Source organism: Pseudomonas baetica (assembly GCF_051216495.1).
Taxonomy (GTDB): domain Bacteria; phylum Pseudomonadota; class Gammaproteobacteria; order Pseudomonadales; family Pseudomonadaceae; genus Aquipseudomonas; species Aquipseudomonas baetica_B.
Window position 1 is genome coordinate 83,808 of record NZ_JBPKAM010000001.1, and the last position, 17,663, is coordinate 101,470.

Here is a 17,663-nt window from a genome sequence, read left to right on the forward strand (position 1 = left end):
GTTCTAAAGCAGATTACATACTGCTTAACTGTTCTAGCAAATCCAAAGGAAGTCTGATCCCACCGTTTTTCGAATCAATCGATGAGTGTTGGCGCTCCAATCCTGGCCTATGGACTCCCATTTCAGTCAATCGAGCCAATTGACTTGCTAGCCGGCTCTCGAATCCTGATGAAAAAAAATTCGGTGCGATAGCTAGAATCAGTAGACCGCAACCTGGTGTCTGAGAGCCTTGGTGGAAAGCCGGTGAGTCAATAGACCAGTTAGCGCCTGTTAGACCTGCAGCCAAGACCTCAACCATGAGTATCAAATTAGCTCCGCGGTAACCACCAAAAGGAAGAAGCGCACCACCTAAAGCCTCCAAAGCGTTGCGTGTTGCATTCCCATGCTGATCCACAGCCCATCCATCAGGGATGTCGCTACCCGTCGACGCGGCATGGGCGATATTTACAAATGCAGTTGCGCTACTCGCTTGGTCAAACATTAGGGGTATACCGTCCGCCGTCGGTGCTGCAAATGACAGCGGATTGGTAGAATAGGTCTTGCCCTTAGCATCGGGAACTGCGACGAGCGCTGGGCCATTCGCGACTGCCAAAGCAATCAGCCCGGCCTTGGCCAGGCGAATGGTGTAATCGCCTAACTCACCACTCGTAAAGCTATTGAACTGACTCAACACAGCCATTCCATTTTCGTGTGCGGAGTAACATAACGAGTCAAAACACCGATCTACGCCTAGTTGCGCGATCCCCCCTCGGGCATCTGATCTGAAGATTATTGAGCTAGAGGAAGAAATTCTTGGTTCAGCTCGCGGATCAATTCGACCAGACGAGAATCCGGACAAATAATCAGCTAAGTGACGAAAACCCACAGCGTCGTTAACGCGCCCTTGTGCAGCGACCACTGCTCTGGCAAGCGAATCGGCTACTGCCTGCGAACAACCCTTTGATTCGCAGAGATGCTTCACCCAGGAAACAGCTTCCTCGATTGTAAAGCGATGATCGGTTGCTGTTTTCAAAGGATTTCGCCTATACGGTTTATTCCATGCTGCCTGGGCCCTTAGTTTTCCTTCAAGGACACCAGGCTGCGGAGTAGCTACCGAACAGCTTAAGCTATTACTGACCCGCTGTTGTGGATGCAGTATTTGCGCCAAACATTGCCACAAAGTGAGGTTTGTTGGCTGCGTAGTATTCTGCAACTACCTTGTCTGCCGAGCTATCACGCGCAGAAGCCATCAGTTTCTCAAGGTCAGATTGAGGAATTTTGAAGTTGGCGAAGAATAGAGCAACGTCGGGATGCTCAGCGCTAAAACCCTTGCGAGCAACCGCGTGGATTTGCTCAGCACCACCGAAAATTTGCTTCGGATCATCCAAATAGCGAAGCGACCACTTGGAAAACATCCAGTGTGGGCTCCATGCGTTGATCAAAGACCATTTGTCACGCTTCAGGTTGCGATCCAACTCGCTCAACATTCCAGATTCTGAAGAGGCGACCATCTTATAGCCATCTAGCTTGTATTCTTTAATGGCCTTTTCCGTAAGCTTATATTGACCGTTACCCACTTCGGAAGTCAGAATTTTGCCGCCGAGTTTTTCCCTCACATCTGGTTTATTAAGATCTTCGACACTGGCGATCTCACTGGTAGGGATGGAAGTAGGCACCGCCATGCCGATCCGACCTTCATACAGCACACCGAGGTCTTCAAGTTTGTCTTTGTATTTATCATAGAAGGACTTGTGAGTGCTCGGCAGCCAGACCATCGGGATCAGGTCGATATTGCCATTAGCCAACGCTTGGAACTGAATACCAATATCGGCCAAAACCAATTTAACCGGTTGCTTCAGGTGGTCTCGCAGTGCTGTGTCTGCCAGCTTTACAGCGATTTCCGTATCCGACCAATTTACCCACCCAATACGGATAGGCGCGGGTTCTTCGGCTTGAGCAATCAAACTGCAGGAGGCCATCGCCAAACCTGCAAGCCAACCGACAAGAGGTTTACTGGAAAACGAACGACTAATCATGGTGCATCTCCGCGTACTGTATTAATGGTTATTGGCAGGGCAGCAGAAGAATCAACCTTCCTCAACATGAGAGCAAATTACCATTACTATCACAAGGGAATTAATATTATACATGCATGAGTTTTAGTTATGTGAAAAATAGCATTTTCACATATTCGGATAATTCGGCCCTCCTCCGCCCTCTGGCGGAACCCACGTAATATTTTGAGTCGGATCCTTAATATCGCAAGTTTTACAATGAATACAGTTTTGCGCATTAATCTGCAATGTCTTGCCGCCCCCTTCAACCTCTATAATTTCATACACTCCGGCGGGACAGTACCGTTGTGCGGGCTCATCATAAATTGGTAAATTTATCGATATAGGGACACTGGCAACAGCCAACTTCAGATGAGGCGGCTGATTTTCCTCATGATATGTATTAGATAGGAATACCGATGACAAGCGGTCGAAACTTATCACGCCATCAGGTTTAGGATACAACCGTGATGGAGAATCGGTAACAGGTTTCATTTTCTCATGATCACGAACTTTATCTCGCAGCGTAAATGGCAAACGCCCTTTGAACATATTCTGATCAATGAAATTGAAAGCCCCTCCGAGCACCGATCCGAATTTGTGCATAGCTGGGCCAAAATTTCTACTTCGCTCCAGCTCTTCTCCGAGCCAACTACTGGAAAACAGCGAGTCGTAGTTATTTAACGGTTGTTCAGACGTAGGATCTGAATCCACTGCTTTGAATATCGCTTGCGCGGCTAGCATCCCGGACTTCATTGCGGAATGAGTGCCTTTGATTTTGGCAAAATTGAGCGTGCCGGCATCGCACCCCACTAACACCCCTCCAGGAAATGCCATTTTAGGGAGTGAGTTGTGCCCGCCTTTGGCTATTGCCCGTGCGCCGTAACCGACTCTTTTCCCATCCTTGAGGTAACGCTGGATGATGGGATGATGCTTGTAACGTTGAAATTCCTCGAAGGGAGATAGATGTGGATTCTCGTAGCAAAGATCTACAATCAGCCCAACAACAACCTGATTATTTGCTGTGTGATACAGGAATGAGCCTCCTGGGTTGTTGTCGTCCAATGGCCATCCTGTCGCGTGCACAACCAGGCCTTCTTCATGGATCGAGGGATCCACATCCCATATCTCCTTGAGACCAATCGCATAATGCTGAGGATCGGAATCCTTATCTAAGGCGAAATGCTCGATCGCGCGCTTGCCCAGATGACCACGACATCCCTCCGCCAGTACCGTGTAACGCGCACGTAGCTCCATACCTGGCGTGAAGTATCCTGCGCGCTCCTCACCGTTTCGACCTACACCCATGTCACCAGTAATGATTCCTTTGACAACGCCTTGTTCCAGGATCAAATCGCTGGCCGCGAAGCCTGGATAGATTTCCACATCCAAAGCCTCAGCTTGCTCCCCAAGCCACCGGCATAAGTTGCCTAACGAGATGATGTAGTTGCCTTCATTATGGAGCGTCTTAGGTGCCATCCAACCAGGGACTTTTCGAGAGCTTTCTGGCCCGGAGAGCCAGTAGATATCATCCCGAAGAACTTTGGTGTGTACGGGCGCTCCTTTAGCCTCCCAATCAGGGAATAGCTCGTCGAGTGCTCGGGTCTCGAATATTGCGCCCGACAGGATATGGGCTCCGATCTCCGAGCCTTTCTCGACTACGCACACGCTAAGGTCACGACTGGATGCGGCGGCCAGTTGTTTGAGATGGCAAGCGGTTGCCAGACCTGCCGGCCCACCACCCACAATCACTACATCGAACTCCATTTGGTCGCGCTGCACGGGATCACCTAGCTATCATCAGGCTGTTAAAATAAGTATTGATGCTCGTCACGCCAGGCGCCATTCACAGCTCTTTTTCGAGCGCCGGCAATGCCTCAAAGAGATCCGCAACCAACATGTAGTCTGCCACTTGGGCGATTGGGGCCTCTGCGTCCTGGTTAATCGCAACGATTACCTTTGAACCACTCATACCTGCTAAGTGTTGAATGGCTCCGCTTATGCCAACGGCGATATACAACTCCGGCGCGACGATTTTCCCCGTCTGTCCGACTTGCAGGTCGTTGGGTGCAAACCCAGAATCCACTGCTGCACGCGATGCACCTACGGCTCCGCCAAGCTTGTCTGCTACACGCTCAACCAACGCAAAATTTTCTTTGCTTTGCATTCCGCGCCCACCAGAAACCACTACACGAGCGCTCGATAATTCAGGCCTTTCGCTAATCGTTAGCTGTTCGCCTACAAAGCGAACATTCGTAGCGATTTTTCCGCCATCGACAGCGGTGACATCACCACGATTCTGCTGTGACGTTGCCTGAGCGAAAGCCGATGAGCGAATAGTGAGTAATTTAACGGGGTCAAGAGATTGAAATGTGGCGATAGCATTGCCTGCATAAATGGGTCGCTGGAAGGTATCCACGGATACAATTTTGCTGACGTCCGAAAGCATTCCTACATCCAAGCTCGCCGCGACCCGTGGCAATACACTACGGCCCAAACTGCTTGCATCAGCGAGTACGTGCGTATAACCCTCAGCCACCACTGAGGAAATCAGTGGCTGAACATTTTCAGGCAATATCTTCTCGAACATTGCTCCTTGGGCTAGCAGTGTCCGACGCACTCCTTGGATAAACGCAGCTTGTTCCGCCGCTGCGACAGCATCCTGCCCGCCAATAACCAGCAGGTCAGTTTCTAGGCCCAACTCTGTAGCGGCAGTGATAGCACTTAAGGTACCCGCCGTAAGCTGTCCGGCTGCGTGCTCGGCTATAACCAGTGTGCGCATCAAATCACCCCCGATACGTTTTTCAGTTTTTCCACGAGTTCGGATACCGAGCCGACTTTGATGCCTGCTTTACGAACTGGTGGTGGTGCAACCTCTAGCAATCGAGTGTGCTCTTTCACACTTGCACCCAGGCCGTCAGCGGCAAGAATCTCAAGCGGCTTCTTCTTGGCTTTCATAATGTTCGGCAATGATGCGTAGCGCGGTTCGTTGAGACGTAAATCGCAGGTAACGACTGCTGGCACTGAAAGCTCCACAGTCTGGCTGCCACCATCGACCTCCCGTTCGACTAACCAGTTGCCATCGGCATAGCTGATCGCAGAGGCAAAGGTGGCCTGACCACTACCAATCAGCTGCGCAACCATTTGCCCGGTCTGATTGTTCTCCTGGTCAATGGCCTGCTTTCCAAAAAGGATCAGTTGCGGTTTCTCTTGATCGATAACCTTGCTCAGGTACTTAGCAACATTTAGCGGCTCAAGAAGCGTGCTGGTCTCGACTAGAAGAGCTCGATCTGCACCAAGAGCCAACGCCGTACGCAACTGCTCTTGAGCAGCAGAAGTACCGACGGAAACCACCACCACCTCTGACACAACTCCTTTTTCCTTGAGGCGAATCGCCTCCTCCACTGCGATTTCGCAGAACGGATTCAAGGACATCTTTACGCCGTTCAGATCTACGTCCGAACCATCAGTTTTCACGCGAACCTTCACGTTCGGGTCGATGGCGCGTTTTACAGCTACGAGCACTTTCATAGTCCTCCCGGGTACTCCTGGATCAATGCATAACTGACGCGAACCAGCCAAACCATTCGCTGTTTCGTCTGGATGTTATCCCTGCTTTTTTGGTCACGCAAGAAAAATGTACACCTATGTCCTAATCGTTGACACACGTGAACATTCGACATACCGTTGTGTCAAACCAAGCCTGATGTTCTGTTCCAGGAGCGCAACACATGTCCAGCGATCCCTTGCTGCAACCCTATAAGATCAAAAACCTGACACTACGTAATCGCATCATGACCACCTCGCACGAACCGGCATATCCGGTCGACGGCATGCCCAAAGAGCTGTATCGGGCCTACCACGTCGAACGCGCCAAGGCTGGTGTGGCATTGACCATGACCGCCGGTTCCGCCTCGGTATCGCGCGATAGTCCGCCGGTGTTCAACAACGTGTTGGCTTACAAGGACGAAGTGGTTGGATGGATGAAGGATCTGACCGACGAGTGTCATGAACACGGCGCTGCCGTGATGATTCAGCTGACTCACTTGGGCCGCCGTACCCGTTGGGATAAAGCCGACTGGCTGCCAGTGGTATCGCCATCTCACCGCCGCGAAGCATCGCACCGGGCCTTCCCTAAGAAGATGGAAGAATGGGACGTCGAGCGCATCATCAAAGATTACGTTGATGCCGCCGAACGCATGAAAGCTGCGGGTCTCGATGGTTTGGAACTTCAGGCCTACGGACATTTGATGGATCAGTTCTGGTCACCGTTGACCAACGAACTGGAAGGCCCATACGGCGGCTCCCTGGAAAATCGTTTACGTTTTACGTTCGATATCTTGAGAGGCATCCGCAAGCAATGCGGTGAGGATTTCCTTCTAGGAGTGCGGTACACGGGAGACGAAGATCTGCCCGGGGGATTCGGGGCGCAGGAAGGCATTGCTATTTCGCACATGCTCAAAGATAGCGGCTTGGTTGACTTTCTTAACGTGGTGCGCGGGCACATCGACACCGATGCAGGCCTGACTGACGTGATCCCAATTCAAGGGATGCGAAACTCACCCCATTTGGATTTCGCTGGCGAAATTCGCGCAGCGACAGGTTTCCCAACGTTCCATGCGGCTAAGATTCCCGACGTCGCAACCGCGCGCCACGCCATCGCCTCCGGCAAGATCGACATGGTCGGTATGACTCGTGCTCACATGACCGATCCGCACATTGTGCGCAAGATCATAGAAAAACGTGAGGAAGAGATCCGTCCGTGCGTAGGGGCAAACTACTGTCTGGATCGCATATATCAGGGTGGTGCCGCTTATTGCATCCATAACGCTGCGACTGGGCGTGAAACCACCATGCCCCACGAAATACCTAAAGCGCTAACCAAACGTAAGGTGGTAGTGATCGGAACCGGCCCGGCGGGCCTGGAGGCGGCACGCGTCGCCGGTGAGCGCGGCCACGACGTAACAGTGTTCGAAGCTGCTGACCAACCTGGCGGGCAGATCCGGTTGACGTCTCTTAGTGAGCGTCGTCGTGAAATGATCAGCATCATCGATTGGCGCATGGTGCAATGCGAACGCCTAGGTGTGAAGTTCAATTTCAACACTTGGGCTGAGGCTGAAACGGTACTGGCTGAAGATCCGGATGTTGTGATTGTTGCCACTGGTGGCTTGCCTCACACCGAGGTGCTCAAACAGGGCAATGAACTGGTGGTATCGACTTGGGACATCATCTCTGGCGACGTCAAGCCTGGAAAGAATGTGCTGATTTTTGATGACGCTGGCGACCACGCGGCATTGCAGGCTGCAGAAGTCATCGCCAACAGTGGAGCCAAGGTCGAGATCGTTACACCTGATCGGTCGTTTTCGCCGGAGGTGATGGCGATGAACCTGGTTCCTTACATGCGCAGCCTGCAAGACCTGGACGTTACCTTTACTGTCACGTATCGAGTGGAGTCCGTAGAAAAGCGCGACGGTAAGTTGATTGCCAGCTTCGGCAGTGATTACGGCGCTGTACACAAGCAGAGAACGGTTGATCAGGTCGTTATCAACCACGGCACCATTCCTTTGGACGATTTGTACTTCGATCTGCGACCCCATTCGAGCAATGGCGGCGCGGTTGAGCAGCACAACCTTATCGCTGGAAAAGTCCAAACTATTGTTACTAACCCTGAAGGCCGTTTTCAGCTATTCCGAATTGGGGATGCCGTCTCAGCGCGCAACACTCATGCCGCCATCTACGATGCTTTGCGACTACTGAAAGATATCTAAAACCATGCCTCTGAACTCATAGCTCAGGGGCATTTTTCACACTTAGTATGAGGCTCTTCCATGTCAGCACAGACCTTGAAGTCAAGGGCTGCTGTCGCGTTCGCCCCCAATGAACCGTTGCAGTTAGTCACCATCGATGTAGCCCCACCCAAGGCTGGGGAAGTACGAGTTCGTATCGTCGCCACTGGCGTCTGCCATACAGATGCTTTCACACTTTCGGGAAGCGATCCTGAGGGTATTTTCCCCAGCGTGTTGGGGCACGAAGGTGGTGGTGTAGTAGAAGCAATTGGTGAGGGAGTGACCTCCCTGCAAGTTGGAGATCATGTGATTCCGCTCTATACCTCGGAATGCCGGCAATGCAAGTTCTGCCTTTCCGGAAAGACCAATCTTTGCCAAGCAGTTAGGGCAACCCAGGGCAAAGGCTTGATGCCGGACGGCACCTCACGTTTTTCCTATGAGGGCAAACCGCTTTTCCATTACATGGGTTGCTCGACCTTCTCCGAATACACCGTACTGCCTGAAATTTCTCTGGCGAAGATTCCTAAGGATGCGCCTCTGGATCAGGTTTGCCTGCTCGGTTGCGGAGTGACCACCGGTATTGGTGCCGTACTCAATACCGCCAAGGTAGAAGCTGGTGCTAGCGTCGCGATCTTTGGGCTAGGGGGTATTGGTCTGGCCGCCATCATTGGCGCAAAGATGGCCAATGCAGGCCGCATTATCGCAGTCGATATCAATCCCGCTAAACGCGACGTTGCAATGTCGTTGGGCGCGACGGACTTCATAAATCCGAAAGAGCATGACAAGCCTATCCAGGACGTCATCGTCGATCTCACCGAGGGCGGTGTGGATTACTCCTTCGAGTGCGTCGGCAACGTACAGCTGATGCGTGCGGCACTGGAGTGCTGCCACAAGGGTTGGGGGGAGTCGATCATCATTGGCGTTGCCGGCGCGGGACAAGAAATCAGCACTCGCCCTTTCCAACTGGTCACGGGCCGTGTGTGGCGCGGCAGCGCCTTTGGCGGCGTGAAGGGCCGCACGGAACTTCCTAGCTATGTCGATAAAGCCAGCCGCGGAGAGATCCCACTGGAAACATTTATCACCCACAACATGCCTCTGGAAGAAATCAACGAAGCATTCGATCTGATGCATTCCGGGCAAAGCATTCGCACCGTCATCCATTTCTGAGATCCATCAGCTCTCAGACCTGAGCAAACAATCACCACCAACAGAAAGGAAACAACGATGTCCGTTTTTACTCATGTAACCGTCGGCACCAATGATTTGCAAAAAGCACGTGCGTTCTATGACGTTGTTTTGAAGGAGATCGGCCTCAATCGCGTAGCGGATCTCGGCGAAGCCGGATCCATCTGGGGCGTCGATAAGCCTTCGTTCTTTGTACTTAAACCTGCTAACGGCAATCCGGCCACTGTCGGCAACGGTGTCACCGTTAGCTTCGAAGCGCCTAACCGAGCTGCAGTTCAAGCTTTCCACGAAGTAGCGCTGGCGAATGGCGGCGTTTGTGAAGGCCAACCAGGCCCTCGTGGCTGGGCAGAAAATGCCTATGCTGCTTACGCTCGTGATGCGGATGGAAACAAACTGGCCGTTTACTGCTTTAAAGCGGTGTAAATAGGCTCACCGAAGCCCTCTTAAGGGAGGGGGCTTCGGTCTATTAAGATTGAAGCCCTTTCCGAGCAACAGAAGCTCCCTTTTGCAGAGCTCTACCAATCTGCTCCTCAAAATGACCAAGAGTCATCGACTGCAAAGCGGCTGCCGTCACACCCCGGTATCCAACCAAGGCATCAATCATTTCCTGAGCGTCGCGCGTGGCCAGAAGCTGGCTGCTATGAACAACAACATTTTTTGCGGCAAGTTGCGCTATATCAGAAGGTATGCCGGCAATAATCGCCTGGTGCGCAAGTGCGGTCATCAGTAAAGCGGGAAAGGCAGGGCCGGTGCCGGAGAGCGCCGATAGATAATCAATGAAGCCCTCTTCCTGAACCTCAGCAGCTGTGCCCACACACTCGAACAAACGCTGCACGAGGCTCTTCAGGGTCGCATCAAGCTCCCCAAAACAATACCAAGGCGTAAAAGACTGTTCGATTTCTACCGCGGCGTTTGGCATCGCCCGTACGACAGCCGAAGCCGAGGTCTGCGCAACAATAGTCTGTGCCGGAATCCCGGCCATCAGGGATACGATTGTTTTGCCAGTAGCATTGATATTGAGGCTGGCGAAGTGCTCAGGTCGAACCGCAATTATCACCAGATCGCTGCGATCCACTAATTCCTGGTTATCCGTGACCAGGCAAGCGCCATGTTGTGCCAAGGGATGGTCACCTGATCGGTTCGAAATGACCAAATTCTCAGCTGGTAACAATGCATTCGCCAACACCGCCTTTGCGATCGATCCACCTAACCAACCCGTTCCGCCAATGATACCTATCGTTTCACTGATCATTGGCAGCCGCCTCCTCGAAGGTGTCCGTCAAAGGGACGAAAGTCCCAGGTTCCGTTTCGGCATAACCGAACTTCCCGTAGAAACGATCCAGCTCACGCTGCTTAGGCACCTTCCCGGTAAAAATACTGACGTAATGAGGGATGCGTGCGAAACGCACGGTGATCAACTCACTCGTGTTCATAGTGATGTAGCCGATTTGAGTAAGATAAATCGTTCGGGCCCGCGCATCAGCGCCATTGCTGTCGTAGCCGAAGCGCTTGAACATGCTGGCTAGAGCACTCATTCGTTGCTCGTCAACGATAGAGACCTCTGCAGCAACCTCATTTGACTGAAGCGCCCAGCTACGGATTGCGAACTCGAATTGCGAGTCGAATAGTTGTGGATTGAGCCAGCATTCAAAGACATTAAGGATCGCCTCGGAAATACTCTCCGCATAGCTTTCGCATTGTCGAATCAACCCACCGGTATTGGTTTCGCGCCAACGTGAAAGTAAGGCAGCAAGCAACTGCTCCCGATCTTCGAAGAACCAGTAGAAACTGGTTCGTGATAGACCAAGACGCTTGGCTAGCGGCATAACCCGAACGGCATCGATGCCCGACTCCTTTAAAACGTCGTAAGCGGCTTCTAGCCACCCCTCAGGCGACCCGCGCCATCCTGTATCCTGAGCCTTATTACGCCCCTTCCCGATCTGGGACATGTCGTTTCACCTTCTTCAATTTTTTGTAGTTTTACTGTACTCTCATGTCCTATAAATGTACACCTGAGTACATTTGGTTGACTTCCCGCCTCGGCGCCTTGAGATCAAGCATCATGAAAATCCAGCCGTTGCCACCTCTCAATAGCTTGGTCGTTTTCGAGGCTGTAGCTCGCCATTTGAGCTTCACTGGCGCCGCAAAAGAACTGAACGTAACCCAGGGGGCCATTAGCCGGCAGATAAGGCTGCTAGAGGATTACCTTGGCGAAAGCTTGTTCGAAAGAAGTACCCGTGAAGTCAGCCTGAATCCAGTGGGTCGGCGGTATTACGGGACTGTACATTTGATGCTGCAGGAGATTGCTAAAGGCACCGAAGAAATTCGACGCTGGCAATCTGGGCGTCAAATCACAGTCATGACCAGTTCAGCCATGGCCTCATTCTGGCTGCTTCCAAAGGTTGCAGATTTTCAACGTATGAACGAAGACGTCGACCTTCGAATCGTGGCCTATGATCGCGTCAAGGACTATTCTCGCCTCGATTGCGATATTGCACTGTATTACTGCCGCACCGCGCCGTCGGATATGATCGTTACACCATTGTTTTCAGAAGAGGTCTTTCCAGTTTGCAGCAGAGACTACCTGGAAAGACACCCTCAAATACGGAACATTGATCAACTCGATACTGCGACATGGCTATGGTTGGATGATCCTCAAACCGACTGGATCGGTTGGCCAGAATGGTTTGACCGATTGGGCTATGAAACTCGAGCACCGCGGCACCGAGTGAACATCAATAACTATTCGATGCTGATTCAATCGGCTCTGATAGGACAGGGTATAGCCTTAGCGTGGTCGCATCTGGTTGGAGATCATCTAGAAACTGGTGCCTTGGTCAAACCGGTCGACAATGTTCTGCAAACGGATGCAAAGTTTTGTCTTTTGGAACACCCCGGACGGGACGGCAATCAGTACGTTGTCAGACGGTTTCGGGAGTGGCTCATGGAACAAGCAAAGGCAATTAATGAATAAATCTCATATAGTAATGAGATAAAATGACTTGCTAGAAAAGCATAAGCTATATAAATACTTTCCTTGAGGTGGAAATAAGCAACTTAAAAAGTGGATCACCATCATGGAACATAAGTCAGACGTCCTTTCGCAAGGATCTCACCACCCTGAAGAGAACGGGATAATTTTCACGTTAAGTCCTTATTATCGCCAGCGCCAGGTGCAGATTTCCTTGCGCCCGGACTATTGGCCCACAACCACTCTCAAAAACAAGCAACATAACCACATTCCAACCACAAGCGATTGCATTGACTCGCCCAGCGCTATCGTAGCGACAACAGTGCCTGCTTTGCATCAGAATGAGAAAAACACTCCCCCATTACCATTAACACCATGAGAAAACACACCGTCATATTGTAATAGCTTGGCGCATGCACGCAGCACCTTCTAAGTCACACTAACGCCAAGACTCAAACAGCGGCATGTTTCTGTATGCCGATAATTTATAGAGTCCACTACAAACAAGCGACCAATCAAACTTCCAACGAGTAGAGCTCGGCTGTTCGCCATAATAAAAAAGGACTACGTTAATGACAATTTCACCTTATTCGATCCCTTCCAACACACGGCGCATTGACCCCGCCAGGCGGCGAGCTTCCCAGCTAAAGGCCGATGGAACCATCGAGGATAATGACCGCGTAGAGATAGGCCCCACGCCCCTAGCTTTCGCTGAATGGGCGCAAATAGGATTACAGCCGCCACACCTACCCTCCATGCGCGAATATCGTCTGCAGCGCATTTGCGCACAACTGATCTCTCGCGATTTGGCCGGCATTCTTCTATTCGACCCACTGAATATTCGCTACGCCACTGACTCTACAAATATGCAGCTATGGACTTCCCACAATCCGGCGAGGGCGTGTTTCATTGCAGCCAGCGGATACATGGTGCTGTGGGATTTCCATGGTTGTGATCACCTATCTGCGCATTTACCGCTGGTCAGCGAGCTACGCAGCGGTGCGTCTTTCTTTTATTTCGAAACCGGTGAGCGCACGGATGAGCACGCTCGACATTTCGCTGCCCAGATTGATGATCTCTTGCGCCAACATGCCGGAACCAATCGTCGCCTTGCGATTGACCGCATCGAAGTCGCAGGAGTCCGTGCTCTCGATGCCCTGGATGTAAATATCTGCAGCGGCCAGGAGATCACTGAATTGGCCCGAGTGATCAAAGGCCCCGAAGAGATCAAGGCTATGCGCTGCGCAGTGGCATCGTGCGAGGCGTCCGTGGCCGAAATGCATCAAGCTCTGCGAGCCGGCGCCACTGAAAATGACATTTGGTCTGTTCTGCACTCTGGCAACATCCGCCGTGGCGGGGAATGGATCGAGACGCGCATTCTCAGCTCCGGCCCGCGCACCAACCCTTGGTATCAGGAGTCCGGCCCACGGGTATTGAGCGACGGCGACCTGTTATCGTTCGACACTGATCTGATCGGCACTTACGGGATGTGCGTAGACATGTCACGCAGTTGGATCTGCGGGGGCGTTGAGCCAACCGCCGAGCAGAAGCGCCTTTATCGAATTGCTCACGAGCATATCACCCGAAATAGCGACCTTATCAAACCAGGCGTGCGCTTCACTGAGCTGACCGCCAAGGCTCATCGACTGCCCGAATCGTGCCGCGCCCAGCGTTACGGGGTAATGTTCCATGGCGTCGGATTGTGTGATGAGTACCCATGTATCCGCTACCCGGAAGACGTCAAATCTTATGGATACGAAGGCGAGCTGCAAGCAGGCATGGCTTTGTGTGTGGAGGCCTATATTGGTGAAGTGGGTGGGCGCGATGGAATCAAGCTGGAGAACCAGTTGCTAGTAACCGATGACGGCTATGAATTGCTAACGCGATACCCTTTCGATGACAGCTTCCTGCGTGATTGAACCTTTTTAAGCTAATGCAAGCTTCTCCTGTAATACGCAGCCTGAAACGGCTATGTGCAGGTTTCAAGAAGCCCAAATCAGTCAGTCGAGCCAGTTTATTACAAATTATCATAAGCTATTGAGATAAAATAGTTTGTCGGCTCGGCGATTTTATATAAATATCCACCTCAGGCAAGGACTCCCAACTACAACAAAAGCGAGCCGCCATAATGAACAAGATTAGACCTCTCCTGAAGTCGCTTAACATCCGGTCAAAGAATGCCGGGGCTATTAGCTTTGTTAAGCCTTCCACCTGTTATTCATCGACTGCCCAAACATTGATAACTGCTATCGCGAATTCATCGCGGGGCCGCCTCGTGCTGCCTGTTACCCAAGCAAATTAAAAATCAACCGTTTGAAAAGAGGCAGAAGATGATCATATCAAATCAAAGACTAATTACCGCCAGGTAGCTAGGCGTCCCATAGCGACAACTGAATTCTCGAACAAGCCGAGTAATAGGAGCGACTGTATTTTCCTAGCCCCCCGGACGATCGTGTTCGTGAGTCATTTCTTCCATTAAGCGGATTAGTGATATGTGGATTACACAAGAAAAGCTTCCTTTGGGTGAACACATCGCCCAGTTTGTCGATATGTTAACTCAGCATGGTGCAGGAGTATTTGACTTCATATCTTCGTCGCTGTCTGGAATCATAACTGCTTTCACTCAAGGCCTTCTATGGTTCAACCCCTTAGCCTTGATAGTTATTTTTGCTTCATTGGCTTATTACATCCAACGCAAGATCAGCCTCACAATCTTTGTTGCCGCCTCATTTTTATTGATATTTAATCTTGGCTATTGGCAAGAAACGATGGAGACTCTTGCTCAAGTTTCATTCGCCACTCTTGTATGCGTAATCATCGGTGTCCCTTTAGGCATCGTCGCGGCACATCGCCCCTGGTTCTATGCGGCCCTAAGACCGATACTCGATCTAATGCAAACTGTGCCCACCTTTGTTTATCTGATTCCAACCCTAACCCTTTTCGGTCTGGGGGTAGTTCCGGGATTGATTTCCACAGTGGTATTTGCCATTGCCGCACCAATACGTCTGACCTACCTGGGGATCTGTGATGTTCCAGAAGAGTTGATGGATGCTGGAAAGGCCTTTGGCTGCTCACGTCGCCAACTGTTGTCCCGTATTGAACTGCCTCACGCCATGCCTAGCATCGCTGCTGGCATCACTCAGTGCATCATGTTGTCACTGTCGATGGTGGTGATCGCTGCCCTGGTTGGTGCAGACGGCCTCGGCAAACCTGTAGTAAACGCGTTGAACACTGCCGACATAGCACTGGGCTTCGAAGCAGGCCTATCCATCGTGCTCTTAGCTATCACGCTCGATCGCATCTGCAAGCAACGAGTAACCATGAAAAGAGGTGACGTATGAGCATCATCCGTTTTGAAGATGTCGACGTCATCTTCTCCAATCGCCCGAAACACGCTCTTGAATTGCTGGATCAAGGCCTTTCGCGCCCTGAGATCCTTAAAAAAACAGGCCTGGTTGTGGGCGTGGAAAAGGCAAACCTGGAAATCAATAAAGGTGAAATCTGCGTGCTTATGGGCCTATCGGGCTCAGGAAAATCAAGTTTGTTGCGCTGTATTAACGGCCTCAACACCGTAAGCCGCGGCAAGCTGTTCGTCGAGCATGAAGGTTCGCAAATCAACATTGCGTCTTGCACCCCGGCAGAGCTGAAAATGATGCGCACCAAGCGTATCGCCATGGTGTTCCAAAAATTCGCCCTTATGCCTTGGCTCACAGTTCGCGAGAACATCAGCTTCGGCTTGGAAATGCAAAATCGCCCGGAGGCTGAACGACGTAAGCTGGTCGATGAAAAGCTTGAACTGGTGGGTTTGACACAATGGCGCAACAAGAGGCCGGATGAGCTATCGGGGGGTATGCAACAACGCGTAGGTCTAGCTCGCGCATTAGCGATGGATGCAGATATTCTGTTGATGGATGAGCCCTTCTCTGCCCTCGATCCGCTAATTCGACAAGGTCTTCAAGACGAGCTGCTTGATCTGCAACGCAAGCTGCATAAGACAATCGTGTTCGTTAGTCATGACCTGGACGAAGCACTTAAACTGGGCACGCGAATTGCCATCATGAAAGACGGCAAAATTATTCAATACAGCAAGCCCGAAGAGATTGTGCTAAATCCGGCCGATGACTACGTACGCAATTTCGTCGCTCATACCAATCCATTGAATGTGCTGTGTGCAAAGAGCTTGATGACCGAACTGGGCCAATGCGTTTTCGCTCGTGATGAATATTGCTTGGATACCACTCAAAACCTCTGGATGGTAGTAGGACAATCCCGTCGCTTAGAAAGTATTCGACGCGGTGCTATCGCTGTGGAGCCGCAAGCATGGAATCCAACAAAAGGTATCGAGACCTTGCGTCGGCAAGTAACTTTGATATCGCCAGACACTAGCATGAGAGATGCACTTCAGATCCGCTACGAAACTGGACACCCACTGATTGTACAAGATGAGAGCCACGCTGTTCTTGGCGTCTTGGGTGATGGCGAACTGTATCGGGCATTACTCGGACATAACGTATCACCACCTGTTCCACTCGGAGCACTGGAAGAGTCCTCGGTTGCATAATTAGGCCAGCGATGCCGAAGTCGGCGTCGCAACGCAAGCTTACTGCTGCAAATTCGATATGAGCCCTGGAGCGTGCATATGCAACCCAGCGAAATAAATAAAACAGTTAAAGGCTATCGACGGCTAATACCTTCCATGAACGCTTTGCTTGAGTTCGAAGCGGTGGCAAGGCTCAGCAGCTTTACGTTGGCGGCTCAAGAATTGGGAGTGACGCAAGCGGCGGTGAGTAAACAAGTTAAGTTACTAGAGGACACCCTAGAGACGAAACTGTTTCATCGCCTTCATCGCGCGATCAAGTTGACTAGCGAGGGTTGTATCCTTCATTCGGCGGTAGCAGCATCTATCCATCGAATGGCAAGCGTATACGACAAAATCGCTGAGGGAATTTATGACCAAGAACAAGAAATCGTTCTTGCATGCACTTCAGCATTCTCTCAGTTTAGAATTCTTCCAAGATTGAGCATGTTGCGTGCAATTGAACCTAAATTAAAATTGCGATTATTTACGCAGATGCTGACCCCGGACTTCCATCGCGATGACGTCGATTTAGTAATTCGGTATGGCAACGGGAAATGGGACGATGGAAACTCAATTTTTTTATTCGATGAGGAGGTATTCCCTGTCTGCTCACCCTGTTGGCTAGCAGCAAACCCAGCCCCGACATCGATAGTTGATTTTTCGCGCATGGAGCTCATTGACTCAGACGCAACTCTTGACGGTTGGCTAACCTGGAATAGCTGGTGCCGAGAACTAGGAGATACGCGCCCCAAACTGACTAATATTCTTCGCTGCAGCTCTTATAACGATACGATTCAAGCTGCAACTTTAGGACATGGAATTGCATTAGGTTGGGGCCGAATGGTCTCACACCTTCTCAACAGTGGTGACCTTGTAAGAATAACCCCATACGCTGTTAAGCCAAAAGAGGCTTATTACATGGTAATTCCAAATGGTCGAGAACCAAAACCTTTGACGTATACGCTTATTGATTGGCTGCGAGAAGACAGCCAGCTAAAGCATTGAGATGTTGGCACGAATTCAATACCGCTTGTTCGCACTTCGCCAAGCAATGCGATCGCGAGCGGATTGAAAAAATGACGACCTACTTTGATACAGAATCTGCCGCC

Annotated in this window: 15 protein-coding genes; 8 read left to right on the forward strand and 7 right to left on the reverse strand. The window is 51.1% G+C overall.

Annotated features, from left to right (window positions below):
- Positions 1-13 precede the first annotated feature (13 nt).
- From ACSFE6_RS00455 to ACSFE6_RS00475, 5 genes are all read right to left on the reverse strand, one after another.
- A complete protein-coding gene (locus tag ACSFE6_RS00455; RefSeq protein ID WP_435425804.1) occupies positions 14-1,192 on the reverse strand; it encodes an Ldh family oxidoreductase in 1,179 nt (392 codons plus the stop codon).
- Positions 1,110-2,015 (reverse strand): glycine betaine ABC transporter substrate-binding protein, encoded by a 906-nt coding sequence (locus ACSFE6_RS00460; protein ID WP_435425805.1) that lies wholly within the window; start codon positions 2,013-2,015, stop codon positions 1,110-1,112. Before ACSFE6_RS00460 ends, ACSFE6_RS00455 begins: the two co-directional genes overlap by 83 nt.
- 147 nt (positions 2,016-2,162) lie before the next feature.
- Complete coding sequence (locus ACSFE6_RS00465) at positions 2,163-3,815, reverse strand: electron transfer flavoprotein-ubiquinone oxidoreductase (RefSeq protein ID WP_435425806.1); 1,653 nt, start codon at positions 3,813-3,815, stop codon at positions 2,163-2,165.
- Positions 3,816-3,879: 64 nt separating this feature from the next.
- Entirely contained in the window at positions 3,880-4,815 is a 936-nt protein-coding gene (locus tag ACSFE6_RS00470; protein WP_435425807.1) for an electron transfer flavoprotein subunit alpha/FixB family protein, read from the reverse strand.
- The gene (locus tag ACSFE6_RS00475; RefSeq protein WP_435425808.1) at positions 4,815-5,564 is read right to left on the reverse strand and encodes an electron transfer flavoprotein subunit beta/FixA family protein; all 750 of its coding nucleotides are present in this window, start codon (positions 5,562-5,564) and stop codon (positions 4,815-4,817) included. The genes ACSFE6_RS00470 and ACSFE6_RS00475 overlap by 1 nt, the downstream gene beginning before the upstream one ends.
- A 200-nt stretch (positions 5,565-5,764) precedes the next feature.
- Here ACSFE6_RS00475 and ACSFE6_RS00480 point away from each other — a divergent pair, with 200 nt between their 5' ends.
- The 3 genes from ACSFE6_RS00480 to ACSFE6_RS00490 are packed head-to-tail and all read left to right on the forward strand — an operon-like array spanning position 5,765 to position 9,427.
- Entirely contained in the window at positions 5,765-7,801 is a 2,037-nt protein-coding gene (locus ACSFE6_RS00480) for an FAD-dependent oxidoreductase (protein WP_435425809.1), read from the forward strand.
- Positions 7,802-7,861: 60 nt separating this feature from the next.
- The gene (locus tag ACSFE6_RS00485) at positions 7,862-8,986 is read left to right on the forward strand and encodes an S-(hydroxymethyl)glutathione dehydrogenase/class III alcohol dehydrogenase (RefSeq protein ID WP_435425810.1); all 1,125 of its coding nucleotides are present in this window, start codon (positions 7,862-7,864) and stop codon (positions 8,984-8,986) included.
- Between the two features lie 57 nt (positions 8,987-9,043).
- On the forward strand, positions 9,044-9,427 hold the full coding sequence (locus ACSFE6_RS00490; protein WP_413704845.1) for a VOC family protein: 384 nt from the start codon (positions 9,044-9,046) through the stop codon (positions 9,425-9,427).
- 43 nt (positions 9,428-9,470) lie between these two features.
- Here ACSFE6_RS00490 and ACSFE6_RS00495 read toward each other — a convergent pair whose 3' ends face one another.
- Entirely contained in the window at positions 9,471-10,256 is a 786-nt protein-coding gene (locus ACSFE6_RS00495; protein WP_413704846.1) for a pyrroline-5-carboxylate reductase family protein, read from the reverse strand.
- Entirely contained in the window at positions 10,246-10,953 is a 708-nt protein-coding gene (locus ACSFE6_RS00500; RefSeq protein WP_413704847.1) for a TetR/AcrR family transcriptional regulator, read from the reverse strand. The genes ACSFE6_RS00495 and ACSFE6_RS00500 overlap by 11 nt, the downstream gene beginning before the upstream one ends.
- 113 nt (positions 10,954-11,066) lie before the next feature.
- Between ACSFE6_RS00500 and ACSFE6_RS00505 the strand changes: the two genes are divergently transcribed.
- The 5 genes from ACSFE6_RS00505 to ACSFE6_RS00525 all read left to right on the forward strand — a co-directional run bounded on the left by ACSFE6_RS00505 (position 11,067) and on the right by ACSFE6_RS00525 (position 17,559).
- Entirely contained in the window at positions 11,067-11,978 is a 912-nt protein-coding gene (locus ACSFE6_RS00505; protein WP_413704848.1) for a LysR substrate-binding domain-containing protein, read from the forward strand.
- 569 nt (positions 11,979-12,547) lie between these two features.
- Positions 12,548-13,894: a dimethylsulfonioproprionate lyase DddP gene (gene dddP / locus ACSFE6_RS00510; RefSeq protein ID WP_435425811.1), complete on the forward strand. Its 1,347-nt coding sequence runs from the start codon at positions 12,548-12,550 to the stop codon at positions 13,892-13,894.
- Positions 13,895-14,467: 573 nt separating this feature from the next.
- Positions 14,468-15,316 (forward strand): choline ABC transporter permease subunit, encoded by an 849-nt coding sequence (gene choW, locus ACSFE6_RS00515; RefSeq protein ID WP_413704851.1) that lies wholly within the window; start codon positions 14,468-14,470, stop codon positions 15,314-15,316.
- Positions 15,313-16,536, forward strand: coding sequence for a choline ABC transporter ATP-binding protein (choV, locus tag ACSFE6_RS00520; RefSeq protein ID WP_435425812.1), 1,224 nt, complete (start codon positions 15,313-15,315; stop codon positions 16,534-16,536). The genes choW and choV overlap by 4 nt, the downstream gene beginning before the upstream one ends.
- 78 nt (positions 16,537-16,614) lie before the next feature.
- Positions 16,615-17,559, forward strand: a complete 945-nt coding sequence (locus ACSFE6_RS00525; protein ID WP_435425813.1) for a LysR substrate-binding domain-containing protein — start codon at positions 16,615-16,617, stop codon at positions 17,557-17,559.
- Positions 17,560-17,663 lie beyond the last annotated feature (104 nt).